Origin of the sequence: Geosporobacter ferrireducens (assembly GCF_001750685.1) — a bacterium.
In the GTDB taxonomy this organism is placed as follows: Bacteria; Bacillota; Clostridia; order Peptostreptococcales; family Thermotaleaceae; genus Geosporobacter; species Geosporobacter ferrireducens.
The window spans coordinates 5,088,780-5,114,308 of record NZ_CP017269.1 but is presented as its reverse complement, the minus strand read 5'-3'; the positions used below and the strand labels follow the sequence as shown (position 1 = coordinate 5,114,308).

The 25,529-nt window shown below is 40.9% G+C and carries 25 protein-coding genes and 2 pseudogenes; 4 read left to right on the top strand and 23 right to left on the bottom strand.

Annotated features, from left to right (window positions below; all coding sequences use genetic code 11):
• Window positions 1-154: 154 nt before the first annotated feature.
• The 13 genes and pseudogenes from Gferi_RS23965 to Gferi_RS23925 all read right to left on the bottom strand — a co-directional run bounded on the left by Gferi_RS23965 (window position 155) and on the right by Gferi_RS23925 (window position 9,281).
• The gene (locus Gferi_RS23965) at window positions 155-2,371 is read right to left on the bottom strand and encodes an ABC transporter permease (RefSeq protein ID WP_236932652.1); all 2,217 of its coding nucleotides are present in this window, start codon (window positions 2,369-2,371) and stop codon (window positions 155-157) included.
• 26 nt (window positions 2,372-2,397) lie between these two features.
• Complete coding sequence (locus Gferi_RS23960; RefSeq protein WP_069980639.1) at window positions 2,398-3,096, bottom strand: ABC transporter ATP-binding protein; 699 nt, start codon at window positions 3,094-3,096, stop codon at window positions 2,398-2,400.
• Window positions 3,097-3,117: 21 nt separating this feature from the next.
• On the bottom strand, window positions 3,118-3,783 hold the full coding sequence (locus tag Gferi_RS23955) for a TetR/AcrR family transcriptional regulator (protein ID WP_069980638.1): 666 nt from the start codon (window positions 3,781-3,783) through the stop codon (window positions 3,118-3,120).
• 472 nt (window positions 3,784-4,255) lie between these two features.
• Complete coding sequence (locus Gferi_RS23950; RefSeq protein ID WP_069980637.1) at window positions 4,256-4,798, bottom strand: hypothetical protein; 543 nt, start codon at window positions 4,796-4,798, stop codon at window positions 4,256-4,258.
• Between the two features lie 82 nt (window positions 4,799-4,880).
• A complete protein-coding gene (locus Gferi_RS23945; RefSeq protein WP_069980636.1) occupies window positions 4,881-5,213 on the bottom strand; it encodes a cupin domain-containing protein in 333 nt (110 codons plus the stop codon).
• Window positions 5,214-5,294: 81 nt separating this feature from the next.
• A complete protein-coding gene (locus tag Gferi_RS23940; RefSeq protein WP_069980635.1) occupies window positions 5,295-6,080 on the bottom strand; it encodes an RNA polymerase sigma factor in 786 nt (261 codons plus the stop codon).
• Between the two features lie 156 nt (window positions 6,081-6,236).
• Window positions 6,237-6,380, bottom strand: a complete 144-nt coding sequence (locus Gferi_RS29570) for a pentapeptide repeat-containing protein (protein ID WP_207645778.1) — start codon at window positions 6,378-6,380, stop codon at window positions 6,237-6,239.
• Window positions 6,377-6,553, bottom strand: a complete 177-nt coding sequence (locus Gferi_RS28690) for an NUDIX hydrolase (protein ID WP_207645777.1) — start codon at window positions 6,551-6,553, stop codon at window positions 6,377-6,379. The genes Gferi_RS29570 and Gferi_RS28690 overlap by 4 nt, the downstream gene beginning before the upstream one ends.
• Before the next feature lie 411 nt (window positions 6,554-6,964).
• Complete coding sequence (locus Gferi_RS27815; RefSeq protein WP_083273742.1) at window positions 6,965-7,186, bottom strand: Rossmann-fold NAD(P)-binding domain-containing protein; 222 nt, start codon at window positions 7,184-7,186, stop codon at window positions 6,965-6,967.
• Between the two features lie 12 nt (window positions 7,187-7,198).
• Window positions 7,199-7,300: pseudogene (locus tag Gferi_RS29565) on the bottom strand (hypothetical protein); the annotation flags it as partial.
• Window positions 7,301-7,410: 110 nt separating this feature from the next.
• A pseudogene (locus tag Gferi_RS29560) lies at window positions 7,411-7,716 on the bottom strand (SDR family NAD(P)-dependent oxidoreductase); the annotation flags it as partial.
• 65 nt (window positions 7,717-7,781) lie between these two features.
• On the bottom strand, window positions 7,782-8,366 hold the full coding sequence (locus tag Gferi_RS23930) for a Crp/Fnr family transcriptional regulator (RefSeq protein ID WP_069980634.1): 585 nt from the start codon (window positions 8,364-8,366) through the stop codon (window positions 7,782-7,784).
• A gap of 48 nt (window positions 8,367-8,414) precedes the next feature.
• On the bottom strand, window positions 8,415-9,281 hold the full coding sequence (locus Gferi_RS23925) for a helix-turn-helix transcriptional regulator (RefSeq protein ID WP_069980633.1): 867 nt from the start codon (window positions 9,279-9,281) through the stop codon (window positions 8,415-8,417).
• A 97-nt stretch (window positions 9,282-9,378) separates the two neighbouring features.
• Here Gferi_RS23925 and Gferi_RS23920 point away from each other — a divergent pair, with 97 nt between their 5' ends.
• On the top strand, window positions 9,379-10,164 hold the full coding sequence (locus Gferi_RS23920) for an SDR family NAD(P)-dependent oxidoreductase (RefSeq protein WP_069980632.1): 786 nt from the start codon (window positions 9,379-9,381) through the stop codon (window positions 10,162-10,164).
• A 128-nt stretch (window positions 10,165-10,292) separates the two neighbouring features.
• Here Gferi_RS23920 and Gferi_RS28360 read toward each other — a convergent pair whose 3' ends face one another.
• The 6 genes from Gferi_RS28360 to Gferi_RS23895 all read right to left on the bottom strand — a co-directional run bounded on the left by Gferi_RS28360 (window position 10,293) and on the right by Gferi_RS23895 (window position 19,231).
• Complete coding sequence (locus Gferi_RS28360) at window positions 10,293-10,451, bottom strand: hypothetical protein (protein WP_156782476.1); 159 nt, start codon at window positions 10,449-10,451, stop codon at window positions 10,293-10,295.
• Between the two features lie 26 nt (window positions 10,452-10,477).
• Window positions 10,478-14,908: a coiled-coil domain-containing protein gene (locus Gferi_RS27810; protein WP_083273740.1), complete on the bottom strand. Its 4,431-nt coding sequence runs from the start codon at window positions 14,906-14,908 to the stop codon at window positions 10,478-10,480.
• A 1-nt stretch (window position 14,909) separates the two neighbouring features.
• Window positions 14,910-15,647, bottom strand: coding sequence for a DUF6063 family protein (locus Gferi_RS23910; RefSeq protein WP_069980631.1), 738 nt, complete (start codon window positions 15,645-15,647; stop codon window positions 14,910-14,912).
• Window positions 15,637-17,145 (bottom strand): replicative DNA helicase, encoded by a 1,509-nt coding sequence (locus Gferi_RS23905; protein ID WP_069980630.1) that lies wholly within the window; start codon window positions 17,143-17,145, stop codon window positions 15,637-15,639. Before Gferi_RS23905 ends, Gferi_RS23910 begins: the two co-directional genes overlap by 11 nt.
• Window positions 17,136-18,152, bottom strand: coding sequence for a Wadjet anti-phage system protein JetD domain-containing protein (locus Gferi_RS23900; protein ID WP_069980629.1), 1,017 nt, complete (start codon window positions 18,150-18,152; stop codon window positions 17,136-17,138). Before Gferi_RS23900 ends, Gferi_RS23905 begins: the two co-directional genes overlap by 10 nt.
• 200 nt (window positions 18,153-18,352) lie before the next feature.
• A complete protein-coding gene (locus tag Gferi_RS23895) occupies window positions 18,353-19,231 on the bottom strand; it encodes a LysR family transcriptional regulator (protein ID WP_069980628.1) in 879 nt (292 codons plus the stop codon).
• 110 nt (window positions 19,232-19,341) lie between these two features.
• Between Gferi_RS23895 and Gferi_RS23890 the strand changes: the two genes are divergently transcribed.
• Window positions 19,342-20,334 (top strand): YeiH family protein, encoded by a 993-nt coding sequence (locus Gferi_RS23890; RefSeq protein WP_069980627.1) that lies wholly within the window; start codon window positions 19,342-19,344, stop codon window positions 20,332-20,334.
• A 646-nt stretch (window positions 20,335-20,980) separates the two neighbouring features.
• Here Gferi_RS23890 and Gferi_RS23885 read toward each other — a convergent pair.
• Window positions 20,981-21,652: a Crp/Fnr family transcriptional regulator gene (locus Gferi_RS23885; RefSeq protein WP_069980626.1), complete on the bottom strand. Its 672-nt coding sequence runs from the start codon at window positions 21,650-21,652 to the stop codon at window positions 20,981-20,983.
• Between the two features lie 103 nt (window positions 21,653-21,755).
• Between Gferi_RS23885 and Gferi_RS23880 the strand changes: the two genes are divergently transcribed.
• A complete protein-coding gene (locus Gferi_RS23880; protein ID WP_069980625.1) occupies window positions 21,756-22,244 on the top strand; it encodes a permease in 489 nt (162 codons plus the stop codon).
• A complete protein-coding gene (locus tag Gferi_RS23875) occupies window positions 22,241-22,774 on the top strand; it encodes a permease (RefSeq protein ID WP_069980624.1) in 534 nt (177 codons plus the stop codon). Before Gferi_RS23880 ends, Gferi_RS23875 begins: the two co-directional genes overlap by 4 nt.
• Window positions 22,775-22,944: 170 nt before the next feature.
• Here Gferi_RS23875 and Gferi_RS23870 read toward each other — a convergent pair whose 3' ends face one another.
• From Gferi_RS23870 to Gferi_RS23860, 3 genes are read right to left on the bottom strand one after another with little or no spacing between them, the layout of a single operon-like run.
• Complete coding sequence (locus tag Gferi_RS23870; protein ID WP_069980623.1) at window positions 22,945-24,027, bottom strand: GerAB/ArcD/ProY family transporter; 1,083 nt, start codon at window positions 24,025-24,027, stop codon at window positions 22,945-22,947.
• A 60-nt stretch (window positions 24,028-24,087) separates the two neighbouring features.
• On the bottom strand, window positions 24,088-24,294 hold the full coding sequence (locus Gferi_RS23865; RefSeq protein WP_069980622.1) for a hypothetical protein: 207 nt from the start codon (window positions 24,292-24,294) through the stop codon (window positions 24,088-24,090).
• Between the two features lie 4 nt (window positions 24,295-24,298).
• On the bottom strand, window positions 24,299-25,495 hold the full coding sequence (locus Gferi_RS23860; RefSeq protein WP_069980621.1) for a Ger(x)C family spore germination protein: 1,197 nt from the start codon (window positions 25,493-25,495) through the stop codon (window positions 24,299-24,301).
• Between the last annotated feature and the right edge of the window lie 34 nt (window positions 25,496-25,529).

Sequence of the window (25,529 nt, the reverse complement as noted above, 5' to 3'; positions counted from 1 at the left end):
CTTGTATAGTCTGGGGGAATATCAAACATACTTCAATATTTACTTGAAAAGTTCTGACGTATTTAAACATTTCTTCCATATGCTTTTCTTTCAGAAGTCTTTGAAGATGCAAAGCAGTTAACTGCCTCAACATAGATAAATACAAAGACTTTTCTTATTCCATTCCTGCTTTTAGCGCTTCACTCATGGAAACTTCGTTCACTCTCTTTGAACACAGCAGCTTGCTTAGCTGATAGGTTAACATGATGACCACGAAGCATACAGCCACATAAAGGGGACTAATAATGGTTGGCAGCACTAAATTAATCATATTGCCAAGATAGCCGTACATTGTGCCCATCGACGCAGCCATAATAGGAATGCTGATCATAAATCCGGCTACTATGACAAAGGTGGAGCTGTTTAGTATCATGGACTTGATCTCCCGACGGCGGTAGCCAAATACCTTGAAAAGCGATATGGTGTTCCTATTTTCCTCAATAATCAACGAAGTTACAAGATAGAGGATAATCAAGGCCACGATACTGGAAACAATAGTCATCAATGCTACCATGGAAATCATCTGCCCAAAAAATTCATCCATGGCATCTGATGCCTCCCTTAGAGACTTGGTTCCTGAAAGCGCTTCATCAGGAATATCAAGCTTATTCATGCTAAAAAGCCCCATATAGCTATTTTCTGGAAGTCCCAGCTTTATGTTAAACGCATCTATTGGCATGAAGATAAATTGCTCGATCTTGGAGTCGGCGACTGCGTCAATATGAAAGGCGTAGGCTTTCCCATCCTCTTTGTTTATGAGGGTTACGGTGTCTCCGGCCTTAATTCCTAGTCGGTTAGCCAAAGGCTTCGTAATATTTGTTTGATTATTCGGAAGGAGATTCCCCTTGCTATCCTTCAGCGTCACAATCGTTGAATCTGGTTCTATCCCGGTTATATAAAACTCAATTCCCTCGTTGTTCTCAGGATAAAACTTTCCTGCATTGAAGGTCTCAGCCCCTTCCGGTGCCTCACCGTATTGTAGATCCCTGAATGCATATTCATATTCAAACTGGACGTCAGAAGCGGTGTTAAATACATGGTTAAAAGAGTTCATAAGAGTGAAACCAAAGAGCATAAGGACAGAGGCACTGGTAACACCCAAGAAGAGAAACACAAGCCGTGAGATACTTCTAAACTGCTCCCGCAGCTTGAATTTGGTGCTGAATTTAAACCTTTCCAGTTTAAAGGCCCGCTCCAGGGCGTTAACCTTGGTTTTTTGCTTGTCCCCCTTCATAAGCTCCGCCGGAGAGCGCTTCAGTTCCGAGCGTATTACCAGATAACTGCTGAGGCCCAAAAATAGCGTCGGAGTCAGTATTCCAATCAACACATTCAAAACACTCAATTTAATTCCAATGACGGGAAAATTATAATATGAAACCATAGCTATAACTATTGGCTCGATAAAGGGTAGTGCCAACAAGCTTCCGATCACTCCACCTCCAAAAGCCAGCAGTAGAGGAAGGGTCATATAATGGCGCATTAATTCACGCCTGCGGTAGCCTTGGGCGTAGAGGGTCCCAATAATCACCGATTCATAGCGAATCATACGCCAGATCATGATGCCGATAATTAAGCAGCACAGTAGAAACATGGCCGCCGGCAACGGTACGCTCATGGTTTTCATACCGGTTATGGAAGCCCAAACCATTCTTGCCCGTTTGTTGTTCATAATGTCAATCCAGTCGGATACCGTTATCCCTTCTGCCCGTAAACCTTCCCGTAATTCCACCACCTGTCTATTAAGGCTCTGGGTTCTGTCATGAAACCTGACGGAATAGACGCTGGCAGCATTATCTATATCCGCAAATTCCTCTCGATTTATGACCGCCACACCGAAGTCATGGGGTGAATACAGTATATCATACACGTTCTTTAGGGGATAGATATAATGGGGCAGAGACACAAAGCCCACCACAGCGAAGGTTTTATCTGCCGCTTCTATTTGACTGCCTATAGGGTAGCCGTTCGCTTCGGCAAAGGCAGGGTCAAGTAGAATCTCCCCTGAACCTAAAAGCCCTCGTCCCTCTATAACAGCCGGAATGTTCAGCTTTTCCGTTTCACTGAGGAGCCGCAGGGTAAGGGTGTCGGACAGTTCAGCATCAAAGCTCATATACTCCTCGATGATAGCCTCAAACTCTTTCTCTAATCCTGCCCTATCAGAAATAGCTCTATCGGTTGAAAAGGACAGATCTTCCTGCTTATGCTCCTCTGTAAAGGTTGTGACGAGGTTAGCAAGATTCTGAGAAAGCCCCGCCGCCACAACAAACGTATAGCTTCCAAGGATAATCAGCATAAGAACGCCAATATATCGCAGCAGGTTTCCTTTCAACATCCGAAATACTCTCTTGTTTAAGGCCATTACCACTCAATCCTTTCCGCTGGAACAGTCACCTGATTCACCATTGCTTCTACGATTTCTCCGCTTCGCACCTTAAATACTCTGTTGGCCATAGCGGCAATCGCAGCATTGTGGGTGATCATCAAAAGGGTTGTTCCGTATTTTTTGTTCACCTGCTGGAGAAGCTGTAGGATGCTTCGAGAAGTTAAAAAGTCAAGGGCCCCGGTTGGCTCGTCGCAAAGCAGCAGCTTTGGATTCTTGACAATCGCCCTGGCAATGGAGACTCTTTGCTGCTCTCCACCGCTGAGTTCTCTTGGAAAGCGGTGTTTTTTATCTAACATCCCCACTGCTTCTAAAACCTCGTCAATGTTGAGAGGTGATTTGCTGATATTGGAAACGACTTCAATATTTTCTCCGACTGTAAGGTTGGGAACCAGGTTATAGAACTGGAATACGAAACCGATCTCCTCACGTCTATACTCCGTCAACTGATCATCATTTAGATTATTTATCTCAACTCCATCAACCATGACCTTGCCGCTGTCGCCACGGTCAATCCCCCCAAGAATATTCATCAGTGTGGATTTTCCTGAACCGGAGGGTCCCAGGATAACACCGATTTCTCCCTTTCCTAAATTCATTGCGATGCCCTTCAAAACTTCAGTTTTAACCACTCCAGTTGTGTAGCTTTTCTTTAAACTTGAGACATCAATAAACATATCAAATCCTCCTCAGCATTTTTATTTATAAAGCAACTTGCGAAGCAGTTCCACATATTCTTCAAATTCCTTCATTAACTTGTCTAAATTAGCGTTATAGTTTTCCAAGTCATCCCCATATGCCAGTAAACTGTCAGAAAAGCCCTTCATTGTCCACAAAGCAACATTTTGAGCCTTATCTCTATCAATATCATCCCTAAAAAATGACCTATCCGATTTTTTAAGGATTTCCTGTAAAAGTCCTTCGTTAGAGTTAGGTATATCCTTAGGCAACCCCTCCGGAAAAATCTCATTAAGAACAAAAACCGCCTTCCCTATAAATCCATAAATGAGTGGATACTGTAATGTCATTTCCATTGCAAGCTTAGATACCTCCCAAACATTTTCCAGAAAATCCCTACTACTTAGAATTACCTTAGCATATTCGTTGTTAATAATTTCAGCAGAATACTTCAGTAAAAATAGAAACAGTCCTCTTTTTGAGCCAAAATAGTGAAAAATTAACCCCTTAGATATGCCTGCTTCTTTGATGATTTCATCTATATTGGCTGAATGGTATCCTTTATTGAATTCCTTCAAAGCTGCTGCAATAACCCGTTCACGCTTCTCTTCTTCCATTGTCATAATTTTATGGTCTTTGATTTCATATTCACAAATAAATTCAGCATCTTTACTCTTTCGCACCATACACTTTTACCTCCTGTTTTATGACCATTGACTTTATAGTCAATGGTGTATTCATAGTATAAACTTAATTGACTTTAAAGTCAACGGGGTTCGTTTAAGTTTTAAGAATATCTTTTCAATTAACAGTTATTGTAGCCTAAAAGCTTAGTGGCATTCACATGCAGATTCCCCGATTCAAACCACTTTTTCAGTTCTCAACTAGACCTTTAGAGACCAACCGCCTCTATGCTGAGAAATTTCGTCCCCTCTAAAAAAACAAATTCCCTCAAACCTATGCGATCTGAGGGAACATAAAATACACTCTATATTCACTTAAGATTCTTCAAAACCCTTGATTCCAATCTATTGTACTCCTTCTCTACCCCTACTGCAGTCTCCGTTGCTATGACACCTCTAAACTGCATCTGGGGAATCCCGCTTTGAGAAGAGTAAATTATTCCGGCATTTACAAAAAATGAAAAATTAATTTATTTTATACGCTGTCCTTAAATTTCATCAGCTTTTCAATTTTATGCTCCATTTTTCTGAAAAGCATATTTATTTTTACCTGTTCTTCATGTTCTTCTCTTTGAATATACCAATCATCTAATCCGCAATGTATTTGCCAGCAATTTGCCCAGTCTTCTTTTAGCAATGGAATTAATTCATCCAAGTCCTCAAAATTTTCTTTTATGCAAATATCTAAATTCTTACTCATAATTTTTAAGTAGCTATAAAATCTTGGAAATGGTCCTTTATTTTCAGTCTCTATTATTTTAATTAGGTTATTAATAGAGCTTTTCAATTCTATACATCTATCTTTATCATTAAGATTACTAATCCGATTATTTTCCAAATAAATATTCTCCATACATTCATTACATATATAATCCCCCCATGGATTACAATTATCTGTTTCTTCCCCACACAAACAACAATTCATTATCTCACCTACCTGATTATATAAACTACTATCGCTTGGCTTTATAAAACCCAGGTACATTGGCAGTTCGTAGCATATGAATTGCTCCTTCATGCTCTTCCTTCATTATATAACATATAACATCAAGAAACATTCATTAATTGAAACATCTCCATAATTATCCTATCATTCTAAACTATTTTTTTGAATATCTATCTTTTTCGTTAAAAAATGTCATATCTGCATATCCAGCAAAAATCTTACCAAAGTGCTTAACACCTGACGGGATATAATACCTGTCTCCTTTCACAAAAGTATTCTTTACACCATCAATCGTTAATTCGATTTTACCTTCAAGAACTATACCATATTGGCTTTCATGTTCGTGCTCCGGCAAATCAACATCTTTTTCAAATTCCATAAATATAATCTGGTGCTGATCTCCTTGGGATAAAAATGCAGTGATTCCATCTAGCGGGATATCCGCTTCTGGTAGATTTTTAATTACTTCCGGAAAAATCTTAGACATATTATACATCTCCTTCAACAATGATTTATTTTGTCCTACAATATATAAGATGCAAAAAATAAGCCCAAGTTGCGCTTTACATTAATTTTTATAAAAATTTTCTATTACTTCTAAAACCTCTTCATACCATTCTACGCTTGGTTTATGATCTGGCATTTTTGCGTAAAGATATCTCAATTTGTTTCTTATTTCCGAATTATTAAAACACATAGTCTCACGCTTACGCCTTAAACTATTCCTCCTATTATTTGACACTCTTGTTTTTAATTTGTTTCTATGGTCCGAAAATTCTGCCCAAGCCTGACAGTTACATGGATTCTCCACCAAAACTAAACTGCAGTTTTCTCCGAAGAATTTATCCAATTTCAATCTGGCCCTATAAAGCAAAGCCTTTACTGCAGACTCTGATAAATCTATAACTTTTGCTGATTCTTCAATTGTTAAACCAAACATATCTACAAGTGAAAATACTATTCGTTGATTATCTGATAGCCTATGTACCATTGTTAGGAAACAACCATTTTGAATATCTTTTATTGCCTCATCTACAATGACTTCATCCTCAGGGGTTGGCAATGAATTATCAATAGTTATCAAATCTCCATCTTTATGAAGTTGCTCAAGTTCATCATAGGACATTTCTTTAATATTTTTTTGTTTTCTAATAGTCATTAAATGTATATTAAAACAAATACTCCTTAACCAGTATTTCATTGAATCATACGATCGCAGTTGACTCAGCTTTTCATAAGCTTTTAAAAAAGTTTCTTGTGTTAAGTCCTCGGCTTTTTCCTTATTCTTTGTTAATTTGTATGCATAAGCATATATATAGTTATTGTAATCTTTAAATAATCTCCCCAAATCCATATAGTAAGTCCCCCTAAAAATCATTGAAGTATCATTTAAACTGTTTTCCAGAATGATCACCCATTTATTTTCTCTAGTACTTTTAGGTTCCGAGTCCATTAGCTGAAACAACTGTATTCCTTTCAAACATGTCTTACTCTCTAAATTACTGTGACATTATCCAGATTTGCTTTGCTGCCTTTTAAAACAGCATAGGTTAACTTTATCCATTACAGCACTATCAAAAGTAGCCTTCTTTACATCAGAATATTTAAAAGATACATTTCTTAAAACGGCATTTTTAAAAGATGTTCCTTTCAATGATTTCTTTTATATCTCCTATGGAATGTCATATTATAAGCAGCTTCTTCATCATAGCCCTGAGCTTTAAAATCACTGAGCCTCTCCTTCAAATCTACAGATAGTTCTTCCTTTAACTCTCTCACCGCACGCTCGTCCTCATAGGCTGAAAATACTCCATCTAAATATTTCATTCATTTTAATTTCCACCTTTCCTTTATAATAATTCTTCTAGAATGTGCTTTACGTTTTCCCAGTTTTTTTTGTTTTCAAAGTAAGTCTCTTTTCCTTTTTCTGTAATCCTATAGTACTTCCTTCTTCCACCCTGACTCTCATCACCTCAGTATGAAATTACACAGTCGTCATTTTCAGCCAGATTTAAAAAGCAGCAATCCAGGGAATTATTTTACTCTGATTGCCACTTTTTAATATAGCATATTATCCTAATAATCATAAGAAGTGTTATCCCTTTAGTATATATATCCAACTTCAAGGCTATTATAGATTCACTGCTCTCTTACTTATTATATTTTAACTATCTGTGACACAACCTCCACATGCGTTGTTTATATAATACGGATGTATTTAATCCCTAATTTTTTTAACTAGGGATTCTTTTCATTCAAGGTTGTTTTCATAACCTTATTCTCTAAATACCTTGGATGCACGCGACTTAACACATAAAACAATTTAGATAAGCCTGGATATATATCGTATTTGTCTTTTATCAAGCTTTTCCATGCGATTTCAATCAGCTCTTCCGGTTTCATCTTCAGAACATTCGGATTGATTTGTGCCGTTAAGGGGGTTTCGACAATGGGAGGCACAATATCGAACACCTTAATGGATGTACCTCTAAGCTGCATTCTGAGTGATTTTGAAAAGGAACGCATTGCAGCCTTAGTTGCAGAATACACAGGAACACCCGGTTTGGGACTGATGCCAAAGTAGGATGAAATATTGATAATAGCCGCGTTTTTTTTTTTGCAAAAAGCTCCGGAATAAACTTTTCGGCCAGCATAACAGGTGCAACAAAATTGGTATCAATTTCATTCCTTAAAAGAGAAAAATCCTCAATGCCATTTCTAAAGCTGCACTCATGGTGAACTCCCGCATTATTTACCAGAATATTGACATCCTTGTATTTTGCTACAAGCTTGGCTATAGAATACTCTTCGGTTATATCTGCAGCTTCCGTGATGATTTGAGGAAATTGCGCTTTTACAGAAGCCAGCTTCTGTTCCGATCTACTTACGATGATTACTTTATTTTCTTCACTTGAAAATTTTTTTGCGAGAGCAAGACCTATCCCTGAGCTTCCGCCTGTGATTAAAACAACATTTTGCTTTGTATTCATTATAATCCCTCCTAACAGTATATCAAAAGCATACTGCCGGAAGCCTTGAATATCATTAACATAGGTTAAGATTCTCGTATTTTTTTACGGATTCGACTTAGGGAAACTGGCAAAATACCTAAATAAGAGGCAATATGATGCTGTTTTAATCTATTATACAACCCCGGATACTGATCTATGAAATGAAGGTATCGACTTTGGGCGTCCTCTAAAAGCAACTGACTTTCGCGGATCTGCTTTATCACATAGATCTTTTCCATCACCTTGCGTGCAACAACATTCCAGCAAGACGTACTGTCCAAAAGCTTCTTCCATTCCGAATAATGAATGTACAGCAGAGTGGTATCTTCCAATGCTTCAATCGAAAAGGCAGAAGGCTGATTAAGTAGCATACTTCCATAAGATACGGCAAAATCATTCTCTGCGGCAAAAGCCTTAGTACTCTCCGCTCCATTCCGGTCAATATAAAAGTAGCGAAGCAGACCGGATAATATAAAACCAATGGTATGAGTCATATTACCGCTTCTGACAAATAATTCTCCTTTTTTCAATTTACATGAATAAAAGAGGCCTTTTATTCTGTCTAATTCCTCATTTGGAATATCGCAGTAGCTTTTTAGTACATGAAATAATTGATCAAAATTCGTCATATTCTTGCGGTTTCCTTCCTTAAAAAGTCTTGAATCAAATTTTTTCAGCTAAAACTGAATCAGTTTACGTAGTTTGGTCTCCGTATCTTCTTCTTCAAGCGGAATATAGACCATCATGTTTAACTGAGGATAATCAGGGAAGGATAATGTCGTCGTATAAAAAGCCAGTTTGCCCGCGTCAGGGTGAATGATCAGCTTGCGTTTGGCGTGTGGAATCATGATATCATATTCCTTCCACCAGACGTTAAAATGCGGGCTAGCATGTTTCAGATCATCAATCAAATTCCTCAGTTCCGGCATTGTGATATATTGTTGTGTGCTTGCGCGAAATGCGGCAAGGCATCGTTTGGCCTCGTTATCCCAATCAACAAGCATTTTCTTTTGAGCTGGGGAAGTAAACAAAATCCAAATCAAGTTGTTGTAGGACTGAGAGGAATCTACATACTCAGCAAATACGGAAGAAGCACTTTTATTCCAGCCCACGATATTCCAGCAAGAATCAAGGATATAGGCGGGACACCTTTCAAAGGCGTCCAGTACCTGCTGTAGCTCCGGTGGCAATTCACATACAGGCAAGACGCTGCCTTTTTTGTGTGGCAGATGCTCCTTTGTCAGTAAGAAAAAATGTCTCCGCTCAGCCCAATCCAACCGAAATACACGAGCAAGACTTTCTATGACCTGTTCAGATACGCTGATGGGGCGTCCCTGCTCAAGCCATGTATACCAGGAAACGCTCACCCCAGCCAACTGGGCAACCTCCTCGCGTCTTAGTCCGGGAACACGCCGTTTTTTTGTGAGAGGAAGCCCACATTCTTCCGGCTGCAGACGTGCTCTACGGCTTTTCAAAAAGTCAGACAGTTCCTGACGGCGAATTTCATCTGCTGTTTTTTCTTGTATAGTATGAGTTTTTGTCATAGGATAAACTCCATTCTATTCATAGGATATATATGATGTTACAATAATAGCATACTCACACAGATTATACAATAAACAGGAAGGAGCGGTACTGCCAATGAGAACACAAACAGCACTGATCACAGGTGCCTCCAGCGGAATCGGATTTGAGCTTTCAAAGCTATTTGCCCGAAATGGATATAACTTAATCATGATTTCCCAAAACAAGGCCAGGCTGCATACGGCAGCAAATGGGCTACAACAGCAATATCCGAACATAAAAATCCACTGTTTACCGATGGATTTGTCACAGCCATCAAGCCCACAGGAAATCTATACTTATTCTAAAGAAAATGCGATCACTGTCGACATTCTAGTCAACAATGCAGGAATACAGGTATATGGAAATTTTCACGAAGTAGTGTTGGCCGATTACATGCGTCTTATGTCTGTAAATATGAATGCAATGGTGGTCCTGACAGGACTTTTTGTTAAGGATATGTGCGCGCGTAAAAGCGGAAGAATTCTGAATATAGGCTCTACAGGATCATTCAGCCCTTGCCCGCTCAATGCGATATACTGTGCCTCTAAAGCTTTTGTCCTGCATTTTTCAGAGGCCATTGCGGAAGAACTAAAAGGCACCGGCGTCACAGTTACCACACTGTGTCCCGGTGCAACAAAAACGAACTTCGCCCAAAGAGCGGGCATTGAGCACATCAGAATGTTTAGTGGCTTAACAATGAAGGCCGATCGGGTAGCAGCGATCGGATATCAGGCGCTCATTCGCGGCAAGCCAGTTGTGGTCGCAGGGTTTCACAACAAACTGCTGGTTAGTTCCATACGTGTTTCACCGCGCAAATTAGTGGTGAAAATGGGCGGAAGTTTGATGCGAATAAAAAAATAAATGCAAAAGACAGTTATGGTCACAGCCCCGGCGGTGTGGGCGCTGTCACCGACAGTTCAAAAGAAACCTGTGCCCTTGGGTAAATAGTGGAGCCGCTGCTTGAACCACCTCCGTAATTATCATAGGAGCTACTTTCTGAATGATTGCTGTCCGAGTTGCTGGCATTGGGATTGCTGCCGAATACTTTCTGCAAGCTTCGGCAGTATACTCACGCACTTGCCTGCAATACATTCACAGACATCATTCACTTTCAGTTTGTTCATTGCCGTATGCAGAAACATGTCCACTCCTATTCTCCTACATTCGCCTCCCTTCAAAGGTCAAAAAGCGTAAGCTGCTCCCTTCTCCCCAATCGATCCAAAACAATTGGATCATGGTCCTTAAAATACACATGCTTGATTTCCTTCTCATAGGTCATAATACTGGTCTGCCCATTGGCAGCCTCCCTCAGACGGCAGCTGTAGACCACCGGAAAATATTCTCTGATAAAGGATCCTTCTGCATGGGCAGTTAGAGCGATCATCTGAAAGCCCAACTGTTCTGCGATATAAAATACTGGGTTTAAAACATGGTCGCTGGATGCGTGTCCGAAGGGGTTATCCATAATCACTGTACGGGTCCGTCCTACTCCCAGGTTGATGTGCTGTCTTTTTTCTGCCATATAGTTCATGAGACCTAAGAAGAGAGTCATGTTTTTGCTCCATTTCTCGCCCCCTGACCATTGGTTGGATTCTTCCCAGGAGGAAAAGCCGCTACTGACCTTGTTGTCATTGGTTACTTTTCGGCATTTGATTTTGACCATATTGCCTTTCATGATCATCTGCATGAGCTGCTTTGTCTGCAGGGATTTTTCTGTGAACTTTTTGATCTCCGTGTACTGTTCTCCCCCGTCCTCATCTCGGAATTTCGGATCTTTTTCCAACTGCTCCAGCATCCATTCGATATGCTTTCGCAGCTGCTCCTTGGCCTCGGATTCGATCCACTCCGGTACTGTGAACTGGTAGATCTCCTTGCTGCCCTCTTCTGTTCGGATCCTGGTTTTGTGGGGGATCATCCGGATCTCCTGACCGATATAGTCCAGATGCACATACAGGTGGTTGATGAACTGATTCATCTCATCATCATGCTGCTTGATATCATCCATCGCGATCTTTTTGGTTCGCACGATCCGGTTGGCGATATTATTCCGGCTTTGGAGGAGCTCCTGATAGTCTGTCTTGGTCAAGATGCTGGATATGGTCATCTGCCGCAGTCGTATATCATGGATCTCCTGGGTACAAAAGGCTGCAAATACTTCCTTCTCACGACTCACTTTTCCCTGCTGCTCCACTACTGCCTGATAGGTACTCTCCAGCCCTTTTTTCAATCTTTCTACGGTCTCCAGCCTTTTGTAGTAGTAGTCTGTTCCTTGGATGTCCCCGGCTTTTATAGATTCGTGAATGAATTTATGCTCCCCATTGATGATCTCCAGCTCCCGTATGGCTTGCTCCATCTTGCCCTGTTCCTTGGAAAGCTTAGCATGGGTCTCCATGATATGCTGCTGTTCTTTTTGCAGTTCTTTTCTTTCTAGATCCAGGGCCTCCTGTGCCTTTGAAAGCTCCACATCAAAGGCATAGATCTCTGGATAGGCTTTATAAAAGCTGCTCTTCTTCTCCTGATAGACCGCCTCCTGTCCGTCATATCTGCTTCGGGCTCCCGAAGCCTCGCCGGATCGATCATTCATTTCTTCTTTTAACAGCTGGATTTGTTCGATCAGCCGCTCCCGTTCCTCCATCCTAAATGCAGAAGCTGTGATGGTTGGATCGATGGGGTAGGCCGCTCCTCTGATCTCCAGACTGTATTCTTTTTCATATCTCTGTCGTCTTTTTTGACATTCTTCCAGATCTCTTTCAATATTGCTGCGGTTTTTTTGTTTCTTTTGCAGCTCATCCCGGAGATTTTTTCTTTCTTCCTCCAGAGCTGCCTTGGTTTTGGATGTATAGTGGGGATCTAAGTCTTTGACTTCCAGGTACAAGGATAGGTTCAGTATCTCGGTCTTGTTTCTCTCCTGCTCCTGAACCTCGTAGTTCAGATCCTGGAGGGTTGATTGTATACGGTCCATCTCTCTTTTGTGCTTGGTAAGAACTCTCTCCTGGGTCTCTCTCGCAGCTTGGACCTGCTTCAGCTTTTCTTCGTCTTTTTGTTTTTGTGTTTTCAAAGACATATACTTGTTTCCTGCCGATATTTTGTGAGAGATCATATCCAGCTCCATAGAAACCTCTTTTTCCTTGTCTCCATACAGCTTTCGATCCTGATGAATCTGCCGGATTTTGTTCTCGCAGTCCTGCACCCAGTGCCTCAGAGCTTCTGCCTGCTGGGCGAGGTTGGCGCACTGTTCCTCCAAGGTTGTATAGCCTTCATACGGATATTCCTCCAGAAATGTGTATACCCGGTCTTGGATAGTCTGTATATGGCTCAGTTGCCGCTCTTTTTCGACTCTCTCTCTTTCGATTTTTTCTCCCTCAATGGCTACCTTCTTCTTCCACTCTTCAAAGGTGTCTTGATGAATATGCTCATTCCAAAATCCCGGTATGACCGTATCTTTTATCTTCTCTTCTTTCCCGTTGACAAGAGCGGCTGCTTCCTGGTCTGAGAGGAGGAAGACGGGCTGATTGATTTTGTGGGATTCTGCTGCAAGCTTATTAAACAACTGCTCATATTTGCTTTCTAATACAACAATAGAAGTTGCCCATAGGGGGTACTTTTCATTCAATACCTTTTCCGATGTGTGAAGGGCTGCCGCCGCCTCCTGTACATATTCCGTACCGGTCTTCAGATAGCCGAACTGACTTCTGAGCCGGTTCACTATATTCAGTATGTTGGCATCTCCAGTGAAGATTTGATTGTCCCTATAGTCATCGGAAAAGCGCTTGGCAATCCGCTCTCGCAGTAACAGTTCTTCTTTTTCTGCCCGCAGTTTTTCCATTTCTCTGCTCAGCTGTCCTTTGACCAGGGTCTCTTTCAGATAGATATTGTCTACGGTATACATCTGGGGAAATGTTTTCCTTAGAGATCGAAGAATATTCTCCTGCTTCTGCTGCAGGGATTCCATCCGGTTCTGCATGACTTTGTATTGGGCGAGAACCTTGTTCTGTTCCTCCCGTTTTTTACGCAAGGGTTCCTCCAGCGCTGTTTCTCTCTCCTCCAATAAGGTTATTTCTTCCTGGTACCCTATGAGGAGCTTTTGCAGTTCTGTGACCCGCTCCTTCCACTCCGGCAGTTTTATATCGATTTTTTCCGTTTTGGGATTGGATAGAAGCTCTTTCTCATGGGCTTCCATCTCCTGTTCCTTGCTGTGGATTGCCCCTTGTATCTGCCCTGTTTCATAGGTGAGTTTGGATACCTTGTTTTCCAACTCTTGGATCGTCTGTTTGTACTCTCTCAGATCCTTTTCGTAGGTACTCTTTTGTATCCTAACCTGCTGCAGCCGTTTGTCCAATTCCTCGATCTGCCCCAGATAGAACCCTTTCAACCTCCGGCCGTTTTGCAGCAGCTTTTCCTGGAGTTCCTCCACATCCGTGTCTTGATCCAGGCCGGCCAGCAGCTCTTGGATCAGTTCCTGCCGCTCTTCTTCCTCCCGTATCTTTTCCCGCAAATCTGACAGCTTGATATTTTGACTGAGTGCTGCTTTTTCATCATACCGTTTCTGGATCTGATCCATTTCCTGCTGTTTTTCTTGGTAGATCTGCTTTAGCCTTTGGGTTTCCTCTTCCTGTAGGAGCAAGTGGAGTGAGTCTTCCTTCCATTTTCGGATTTGGATTTTTTCATTGCATTGCTGCTCTTGCTCCTGGAGCTTTCTAAGTTCTGCTTCATTCTGATCCCGTTCTTCACAGGCCATATGATAGAGACCTTTCCCTTCTTGCTTTTGCAGGGTATATTCATGCTCCGCATCGTGGAGTTTTTCATACACCGAGATATACCGCTGCATCTTTTCCTCGATCAGGGTACACTCTTCGATCTGCTTTTTGAGCCGCTTGTATTCTTTGAAATGCTCTCGCTGTTTTTCAAAAGTATCGGCAAAATCTTTGTCCCCGGATCCGGACATGACTTCTTCGATCGAGGGGATGATCAGGTTATCTACCAGCTGCCCCGTAGTAACACAGTCTGCAAAGAACTTGTCCACGCCCCCTTCTGCTTTGTTGATTACGGCAATACTCCGCCATTCTGCCGGTATGATCTTAAACTTTTCTTCGATATATTGTTCAAAAGAAGAGATGGTCGGAAAGGTTTGGGCATTGATGCTCCTGCTTTTCATGCTTTGGTAGTATTCATTCATCTCCTCTTTGGCTGACGGACGTTTTTTCCCGGACTCTGAGATTCGTGTGAAGGGAATGTTCTCGATAGAGTGCGGGTCTCCTGCCCCATATTCATGGACAAACCGCAGGGAGTCTACCCCCTTGGGTGTCATAAACAAAGTGACGGCTGTTAGGGCATATCTTCTGGGCCGCTCATGGAGAATCCATTCGATGGCCACATGGGCACAGCTGCCTTCCAGCTGATAGGTTTCCTTCACCTTTCTTCCCGCTACCTCCGAGTGGGGGATGATGGCCTGCAGAGCCGTTTGTACAAATACGGTCTTTCCCCCTCCGTTTTCCAGCACAAATGCACCGTTGCAGCCGTCAAAATAGAAGATATCATCGTTATAACGTTTACTTCCTTTGTCATAGATAATGTTGGTAAATCGTATTTTAGAGATCGACGGCATCCTATGCATCCCCTTTCTTTTCATTTTCAAAGCTGTAGATAAAATTCAGTATTCCTCTGTTATATTCTTCCTCCATATAGTACTTCTGGACGATGATCTTGGCCTTTTCCGTCAGTTCGATCTCTTGGTTCCCGATCTCTCGGATCAAATCCTGAACGATCAGGAAGTTTTTGTACGTATTGAGAAACGCCAGTCTGCTCACCGTTCTGGCATCCTGGGTCTTAGAGCTCTCACTGATGTCGTTGACAGCGTTCCACTTTTCGATGATGGAAATCCAGTTGTACTTGTACGCTGCCTCATAGGCTTTGAGCTCCTCCTGATCCATACTGTCAATAACAGCCAGCCGCTCCGACAGGCTGTCTAGCCATTCGTCCATGGAAATAAAGTCTCTGGTACATTCGATGGTCTGATAGCTGTCATAGAATTCCCCAAAAAGAACAATGATCGCAATATAGAGGAGATAGATGTCCCCGTTGTCCGCCCTGGCAGGCAGCCAGTTTTTCTTGATGGTTTCATTGGTCACATGAAAAAAGTTATTCTGGGCTTTTGGAAGGAAGTACAGCTTGTCCCCGGCTGTAAACACGGTACAACCCACAGCCTCTGCAAACTGATCCACCAGCCCCCGTATTTCATCATCGGCCATATAGGTCCGACAGTCTTCTTTATCAGCGATCCCGTTCATACTGAGTTTTGCATAGATTTGAAAGGCTTTCATAATCTGTTCATTGTCATAGACCATCGTTCTCTCTCCTTAGGGTAATCACCATATTTTGTATACTATATCGCCCACAGCCTTGTATGTCTTCCATCCCTTCCTCCACCAGCAGTTCCTTATAGATGGGATACAACTCTTCCACAACTCCCTCCAGCACGGTTCCTTTGGATTTTTCTCTTTGGATGCCTACTTCCATGGGTGATCTTTGATGGAGAAGAAGAAAGAAGTCGTAGAAGGAGCGATGGACAAGCATCTCCGAGTTTTCTTTTTTGCACCGTTCAACCACTGTCTTGATATCAAACCGATCCCCCTCACAGTTGTCCAGTATATATCGCATGATATAGGCAAAATTCCTGTTTTGTATGCCGATCTCTATCTTTTGTTTTTCCTCACCGGAAAGCTCTGCAAACTCCTGGGAGACCTGCTCCCGTTCTCTGTTTTCGATCCTTTGCTGTCCGAATACGGTCAGGGGAGACCAGGTATTGACTTGCTCCAGAAATAAAAGAGGGTTCACAAGGGTTCTGGAGGCTTCCAGGGGAAGAGGAGCAGATATCACCCTGGATGTGATTTCCTGATTGAAGTTGAAGGAGTTAATCCCTGCATAATACAGGGATTCTCTGGCTGCCTGCAGGGCGGATGTTTTCAATACGATGCTCTCGTTTAATAGCTTGCTGTGCTCATGGTGAACCTCTTGGAGCTCCCGGTCGATCTTCATGATATATTCATAGGATTTTTGATCTTTTGCAGAGGTGATCTCATAACTGAGCCGCGCCCGCATATCCCGGACAAAAATCAGAAGCTCATTGAACTCATCATGCTCTCGATTGAGTCGGCGGTTGATATCCTCCACCATGGTTTTATACCGTTCATAGGTCTCATCGGAGATGATATTCCGGTGGATCTCATGCTTGATCTTGACGATCCGTTGGTATAGGGTATCTACATCGATACGCATCTCGTCAATCTGCCGCAGGGCACCGGCGAACTCCCCTTTCTCCAGTTGTTTTCGCAGGAGCAGCTGGTTCATAGACAGCTGAAACTCCGAAAAATACTCCTTAGTGGCAAAAATAAGCTCCAGCCCGTCTTCATCCAATACATAGTATTGGGCATTGGTAGCAGCATCATAGGTATTGGCTTTGAGTATGGAGTACTGCACCTGGTCACTTTTTCTGGTCTCCCAGTTGTAAAACGTCCGGCTGTTCCGTTTGCCTCCTGGCGGGCGGAAGGTTTCGATCACAATCTTTGCCGCCTTCAGGTAGTCTTCTTCCTGCAGATCCATTTCCCCTTCATTGAGCTCCTGATAAAACGCGGCCAGCTCATTGACCCCCGTTTTCTTATTTCGCAGCAGCATATTTTCAAAGAAGAATAGCAGAGCAAGAAGTCCCAGGTTAAAATAATCGATCTCCTGGCCCTTTCGATCCTTCTGCTTTTTGTTCTGCAGGCTATAGAGCACATCAAACAAAGCCAGCCGCTGCATCCGGTCTCGATAATTTTCTACAACTGCTGCCATTTTTATTTCCATATTGCACTCCTCCCGATTTCTTGTAGGATGTCTTTTGTAAGGGTTTCCTGAGGATAGTAACCACCGTTTTCCAAGGTTTCTTGTATCTTGTTTTGATCTTCTTCTTGGAAAAAAGCAAGAAACTGCTCCAATGCCTGCAGATTTTTTCGCTGATTGGTTTTCCCTTCCGCCCGGTTGGTCCGCAGCAGTGCCTCATAAAAAGGCAGAGCCGGCTTAGCATTTACGGCTTCATATACATGGAGCCATATGGACATCCCCTCATAGTCCAGATCTCCAAAGTAATCGTATGTATGGGTTTGCTCTTCCATAGACAACTGCTTGGGAAGCATCTGCACACTACCGGCGATCTTCCACCCACAGCCATATACCAGGGTTGTAAAAGGAGTGTTTCGGATAGCATCACTGAGTCCGTAAAATGTGGCCTTATTTTCTACGATCAGATGCCTGTGTACTTTACTGCCCAGCATGGCTGGGTTTAGGGCATACATGAGAGGATCAGGGGTTGTGGAGATCTTCAGGGCCTCCCAGACCTTGAGTCTCTCCAAGAGCTTTCTTCCCCCCTTTTCATCGATCCATTTTTCATCGGCAACCAGCTGAAAGGATCGCTCTGGAGACAGTGCTTCTTCTAGCTGGAATCCTTTTTCCGTCAAAAACCTGTCTACTTTTAATATATATGGTAGATCTTCTGTAATCCGCTCCTGGCTTAATCCATAGTAGGCACTTAGGGATATGCCCTTATGTACCTTCAACTGCAGAGACTGGATCTGCTCCATCAGCTCCTTGTTCAAAAGATACTTGTCCACCCGATAGAAATAAAAAAGAGAGGGATTGCTATAATTCCTCCCTCTGGTCTTTATTGGTATCAGTATATTTTCTGCGCATAACTCTTCTATATAGGAGGCAAACTCTTCATAAGTGGTATCCCCGGCAAAAAGAGCACTTAGCTCCTCCAAGGAGACAGTTTTGTTTTTTAGAGATATCAAATACTCTTTTATCACTTGATTCACGATAATCCTCCGTATTTTTTAGTATCTATAATTTTCTATAGTATACCATAGATATGGATTAAGCTCTACATCTGGTTAATATGGCTACTCTATTTAAATCGTCTTTTTTAGTCCATTCTTAAAGTTGTGATAAAAAGCCCCTCTCTGATCTCATAGACTTCCATCCGCCCTATTTATAACTGTACTTTAGAAAAACCTATTCAGTTCTCCCAACTGAAACAAAAACGAATAAAGCACTTCATAGCTTCCGTAAGATACTTATTTTTGTGATACACAAGTTTAAACCGGCGCTTTAAAAAAAGTCCATTTATCTTCACACTATGGAGAATTCCTGATTCAATTTCTCTGCAAACAGCCCGTTCTGAAATAACAGAAACACCAAGCCCTTCAGCAACCGCCATTTTGATTGTATCCGCATTACTGCATGTCCAAGTTGATGTCCATGTCAGTGCATTTTCAGACATGGCATCCTCAAATGTCTTTCTGGTCCCGCTTCCTTCTTCCCTTAAGATAAAGTTTTCTCCTTCCAGCTCCTGAGGTTCAATAAATACACGTCTTGAAAAGGGATGATTTTTTCCACAGATCAATACCAGCGTATCCTCTGAAAAGGGTTTGCTGATAATATCAGGTAATGTAACTTCTCCTTCTACAAGCCCCAAATCAAGCTTATCACATATGATAAGCTGCTCAATCTGTGCTGTATTCCCCTCTGTCACTTCTACAGCTACGCTTGTAATCTCACCCTTAAATGATCTTATTAGCTTAGGCAAAACACAAGCTCCGATTGTGACACTTGCACCGATTCTTATGGAACCATTTTTGCTTAAAGCCCGCATTTCACCTTCTGCATCCCTATTCATCCGGATTATATGCCGTGCATAACCCAAAAGTTTTTCACCCGCCTGTGTAAGATATAATTTCCTTGATAACCTCTCGAAAAGCCGAACATCATAGTGTGCTTCAAGTTCAGATATTGCTTGGCTGACAGCAGGCTGAGACATAAAAAGAGTGTTTGCAGCCGCAGTCATATTCATCGCATCGCAAACAGTTACAAATATTTGAAAATGTCTTAATGTCAAGACAGCATCTCCTCTCATAAATAAGTAATAGCTTATCATAATAATAAAATAATAATATTTTACTTATATATTACTAAGGTATATACTATTTGTCAAAAGGGGTGATTATAATGAAAAAAGTACTGAATACACTGCCTGGAATTGCACTTACTGCTATAATAGCAGCCCCGGCATGGCTGCTTGGTCATCTTTTCCCCATTATCGGAAGCCCGGTGCTTGGGATCCTATTTGGAATGATTCTCGCTTTTTGGAAAAGACCGGCTCTAGTCGAAAGCGGAATTAAATATACTTCTCGAAAGCTGCTGCAATATTCCATTATATTGCTGGGCTTTGGCATGAACCTTTATAATGTTTTTAAAGTAGGCAGTCAAACGCTCGTCCTCATGATCTTTACGCTTACCGCTGCTTTCCTCACTGCTTATATAGTAGGTAAACGCTTAAAGCTGGAGAGTAAAACGAATATTTTGATTGGTGTAGGAACAGCCATTTGCGGCGGTTCAGCGATTGCTGCCACAGCACCTGTCATTCATGCCGATGATGCGGACGTAGCTTCCTCTATTTCTACAATCTTTCTGTTTAATGTTGTCGCAGCTTTTCTGTTTCCGATCCTTGGGCATCTGCTGCATATGACTGACTACAACTTTGGTCTTTGGGTCGGTACCGCAGTAAATGATACCTCTTCTGTGGTTGCAGCAGGATACACCTTCAGTAATGCGGCAGGCAATCTGGCAGTAATTGTGAAGCTAACAAGAACCCTAATGATCGTACCCATAACACTTGTACTTGCACTTTATATTTCAAAAAAGGAAATACAAAACAGCAAATCCGGATATAAGTTTTCAAAAATATTCCCTTGGTTTGTTTTAGGCTTTATAGCAGCTTCGCTTATTAACACATTCTTGCCGATATCTGCAGGAACAGGAGGTTTGTTCGTGCAAGTCGGAAAGTTTGTGATTGTTATGGCTATGGCAGCTATTGGTTTAAATACGAATATTGCCAAGCTTATAAAAAACGGCTGGAAGCCGATTTTACTTGGTTTTAGTTGTTGGACTGTTCTATCTATTACTTCACTTATTGTACAATATACGATTTTAAAGATATAAAAACAACACCAGGGAAGGAATGTCCAGGGGGATGTTCAGTATCGCATGTTACATATAGCGATATTGAACATCCCCCTTATATCAATAATTTATTTTTTATCATGATGAAAGTTCAGAACTTAACAGCCGCCGTTTTACTTATTTAGGTTATTTTGGATTTGTGATATTTTTTATTCTAATAACGAAATATGTTCATGGTTAAATCGAAAGGATGAACTCGTAGCAGCTATCGCTATAGGTTACCCTAACGAATCTCCATATGTACGTCCACGTAAACTATGGAATGAAGTTACAGAATGGATGTACTAGAAAGAACAATAAACCTTCAGCCTGATTCAGATGCAAATGGGTCATTGTCAGTTTCATTAAAAGCTACCCACGAAACAAGACAACACTCTCTTATATGCTCATGCAGCCATGAAGAAAGCAAAGTACTTTTCCCAAAGCCCACAGGAGCCGTAACGACTGCAAGCCTGAATTTGAACACATCATCCAGCCTATGAAACAGTGCCTTACGCTCCAGCAGTTTATTTTTTACTTTTGGCAGCTTTAATTTTTATAAATCCTAATTCCATTACAATCGTCCTTGTCAATAATTTTAAATATTCAAACACCTAAACTAAGCAATATGCTATTGGACTGCCTTTTAAAATTTGTTGTAAAGCAGTTTGAAGTTGTTTTTATAAAAATCAATCAATCCGTCTTTTCTCATTTTGGAAAGCTCTCTAGACAGGGCGCTGCGATCAACGTTCAGATATTCTGCCATAGCACATCTATCAAATGGAAGGGTTATAGTACAACTCCCTTGTGCTTTTGCCAGCCCTGTCAAATAGGTTAATACCTTTTCCCTTACAGACGGTTTTATCAAGCAATCATTTCGGTCATGCAGAATTAATGCCTTTTCTGCGATACCGTCCAAGACATTGCGTAGTAAGCGGTCATGCCTTGCACAGGCTTTAGTGCATCGTTTCAGCACATTCTCCATGGGAATAAACAGTACTGAAAGATGACCCAATGCCTGTACCGACACAGGACTTCTGCGTTCCCGGCTGGCAGCTAATAAAACACCGATTAGACTGCCTTTTTCTAAAAGAGTAACAATTACGGTTTTACCGGATATATCCTCTTTTATAGAGCGCCCATGTCCTGAAAGCACAATGCCGATATCGTTTACTTTGTCACCCTCCCACAGTAACATTTCGTTCTTTTCGTACTCCATGCTTCGTGCATTAAGACAACCCATCATTGCTTCAATATCATTCGATTCAATGCCGGCAAAAAGATCTGTTTGTTCTAATATCTCTCCATACTGAATCATCTCACATTATGTTGCATACGCAACATACCTCCCATGCAAATTATATTATAATCAATATAATAAAGCAAGAAATTCAGGCCGTTGATGGAGGGGGAGATTAAACATGGAGATTGTATTTACCGGATGCCTGTACGGAATTATGGGAATTTTACTGATCCTGTCATTTATAAAAAGTAAAGCTAAAACCTCGCTGGCATTAAAAAAGGCATGGAAGATGTTTTTATCCGTACTCCCGCAATTTCTTGCCGTATTGATTTTTGTGGGACTTATGCTTGCTGTTGTACAGAGGGAAACAATACAAGCCGTTATTGGCTCAGAATCAGGAGGAAAAGGCGTATGCTTATCTGCATTGCTTGGCTCTGCGGCTGCTATTCCGGCTTTGATTGCTTTTCCTATTGCTTCCGAATTACTGAAAAGTGGTGCAGGCCTAATACAGATTAATGTATTCATCTTTACGCTGACTACCGTTAGCCTTGTAACAATGCCGCTTGAAATAAAGTATTTAGGCAGGAAGATAACCCTGCTGCGAAACCTGTTAGCCCTCATATTCTCCTTTATTGCAGCTTTTATCATAGGAGGGATTTTTCAATGAATAAATTTATCAAAAAACATGTTTTTTTTCTATCCGTTATAACCGTCAACCTTTTTATCCTTATTTTCTTTCCACAGACTGGGAAAAAATCATTTGTGTTTACCGGAAAGATTTTTTCAAACTTCTTATTAATGCTAACTCCTATTTTCATCTGCACTGGTTTGCTGGATGTATGGGTGGAAAAGGAGGCTATGCATAAAATCATGGGCGAAGAATCAGGTATGGGGGGTATTCTGGTTTCTTTTCTTTTGGGGATGGTTACTGCAGTTCCTTTATATGCCTTACTGCCGATGGCAGGTATGCTGCTGAAGAAGGGCAGCAAGCTTTTAAATGTCTTGATCTTTATTTGTTCCTGCACTAGCATCAGAATACCTCTGCTGTTGTTTGAAGCTTCGTCTATGGGTTGGAAACTCACCATAACAAGGTTTATTGCCAATATTTTTATTGTTCTCATTATTGCCTTTGTAACTGATTTTGTATTAACGAAGGAAGATAAAAAAGAACTTTACGACAGTGTCAGTAATTTATAATCACATAGTTGCGTAGTGACATTTCACCTTGCTGCTTGTTTCGGCCCGTATAATGCGAACCTGCGCTTTTGTCATATTTACCTGCATTTCAATAACTCCTTCGAGAGAAAACGATCTTTCGTCATTGATTTCCATAGACGGTGTGAATGTTCTTATTCCTACTTTCTTTTTTATGTTCTATTATAATTAGAGTTTTTTCTGTTCAACAAGGATAATACTAACAAAGCTAGAGGAATGATAATTTGAAAGGGTATTGAATAAATTGGCCATATTTCCATTGTAACAGTGATCTGTTCTATGACACTACCACGAACCATCATTGACAAGGATACAGCAAAAGCAGTTAGAGGCAAAACCAGAATTCTATAATTTAAAAGGCCAAAAACCTCGATGATGAGTCTAGCTGATGCATAGAGACATATACAGGTTTTCACTACTCCTGCTATAATCAGATTGATATCTAAAAGCGGTGCAACATCTATTACTGGTATAAGTCTAAATACAATATGGGAAGGGAAGATGTCTCTTGCCAACATATCTGCTCCCAACACCAAAAGGTTTCTACAGACTATAGTAAATAATATACACCCTCCTATTAGGTAGGCTAAAAGGGATGTTTTCTTAAAATTATCTTGATGATTGAGATTAGGTAAAATCATTAAGAATATGAAAAACTCACCAAAAGGCAAAGTCATTGTAGTAAATCCAGCTTTTAATGGCGGAAGAAATCCTTGAGACAATACAGGCTGAAAATTTCTAATATCCATAGAAGATAAGGAAGCAGAGAAGGTAAAAATAATAACCAGAATAATAAAAGGTACAAAAACTTCACTCATCCTGCCTACGGTTTCAATCCCTACCTTCAGTGCATAGATTACCACCAAAGAATAGGAGACAGAAAAAAAAAGCAGCGGTGTTTCAGGATAACTTACAGTTGTTGCATAGTTGGCGTAGGTGCGAATTACTTCTGCTGCAAGATGTATGAAATACCATCCATACGCTAGGGCTATTAATTTTCCCCAAAATCTTCCAAAACAATCTATCAATATTCCTACTAAGGACTTTTTAGGATGCAACTCTGCAATTTTTATTGCAAGCCATAGCAAAACAAGCCCCCCAATCCAAGCAAATAAAAAGGCAAACCAGGCATCCTGCTTTGCTGCGACAGCAGGATTTATCACTAAAGCACTGCCCATAAAAAAGGAAATTATTATCATTCCCAGCTGATAAGAAGATATTTTTTCTCCTGTCATTTCAATTTTCCTCCATTTTGGTATAGTTTAAAAAGTAAGTTGGAATTTAGAGTTGTATAACTATATTTTCTCAATGATATTTTTTAACATTAACAGAGGACCTGGAAGATCTTCTACTAAAATCTGTAAAATGCTAATCAATAGCCCAAGAAACAGTAGCGTAAAGTAGATGGCTATATATTTCTTTTTGCTGTCTTGCTTGGACAGTTTAGGAAAATCAATGACGGTAATAATTAGAAACACAATGAGTATCGCAATGATTTTCATTTTCTCACTCCCTTATGTTAGAAAATGCAGGCTCCTTGATAAGGCCTGAAGTATTAAGGCTAAATTTTACGTCAATTTCTATTGGTGTGTTTGAAAAAATATTCTCCCAATTATCCTCAAGTTTTAACCAATCTTCATATTGTTTTCTATAAAGCACTCCACCAAAGCCAAATATGTCACTTTGATATTCCTGCTGTGCCTTTTTCACCGCTTCGCTTATCTCCTTCTTTATGCTTTCTTCAAGATCCTTTTGTAATGTATTTAATAAATCAAACTCTACTAGACTTTTTTCTCCTATAATTTCTCCAAGATTTCCCATAGCTTCTACTTTGATTTTTAGTTTAAGTTGTTTTTTTTCAAGTTTTGCTTCTACATTCCCTTTACTATTAAGAACTTCTACAGCAAATAGCTTTTCCGGCACTAATGGATTAGGAACAGTAAGAATGGTGCTCTGAATCTTGTCAGTAGCAAATAGAAAGCCTCTGGTTTCTGATGGAGAAAGGAAGCCTATCAATCTGCCATATTTGAAAACGCTGGCTCCTTGAAACTCCATATCCTCAATATAAGCCGCTTCAGAAGCGCTGCCAGGAGATACTGTCCCTATGATAACAGAACGTCCCGGCTCATGAATTTGCTGAATAATATCAAAGAGGGTAATCTTTCGAATTTTTCCTATAGCATTGCTGGCTTCCAGACTTTTCATAAGGTGAATAGAAGTTAAATTTTCTATTTGCGTCTGAGTTTTAAGTATCTCTTTAGCAGTTATTCCTTTTGCTATAAGAAAATCTGCCTTTCTTCTAGTTTCATGATCCCGTTCCCAAAAATCTATGATTTCCCCTAACCCATCCCTCGCAAGGGATTCTCCAATGATGACTACTTGAATGTGGGAAAAAAACATTTTTCTACTTGAATGGCCTATTAAATTTCTGGCAGCAGCAAAAATTGTAGCGCCAGATGCAGATACTTCAATACTTGACGGGGAGTTTCCACGGCTACCTCCTCCACCCTCTTCACCTTGTATTGCTGAAGGATTTACCAGTTCAATAGTAAGTTCAATTTCTCCTGAATCTGTCTTGTCCAGGCCAACACCAACTGCTATAGCAATATCAGTTATATCTCTGTTATTCCAGCAAGCAGTGGTCAAAGATAAGACGATCAGAATAGATACTAAAAAATTTATTTTACATATTTTTTTATTCACTGATCAATCAACATCCTGTCTAAATAATCTGAAC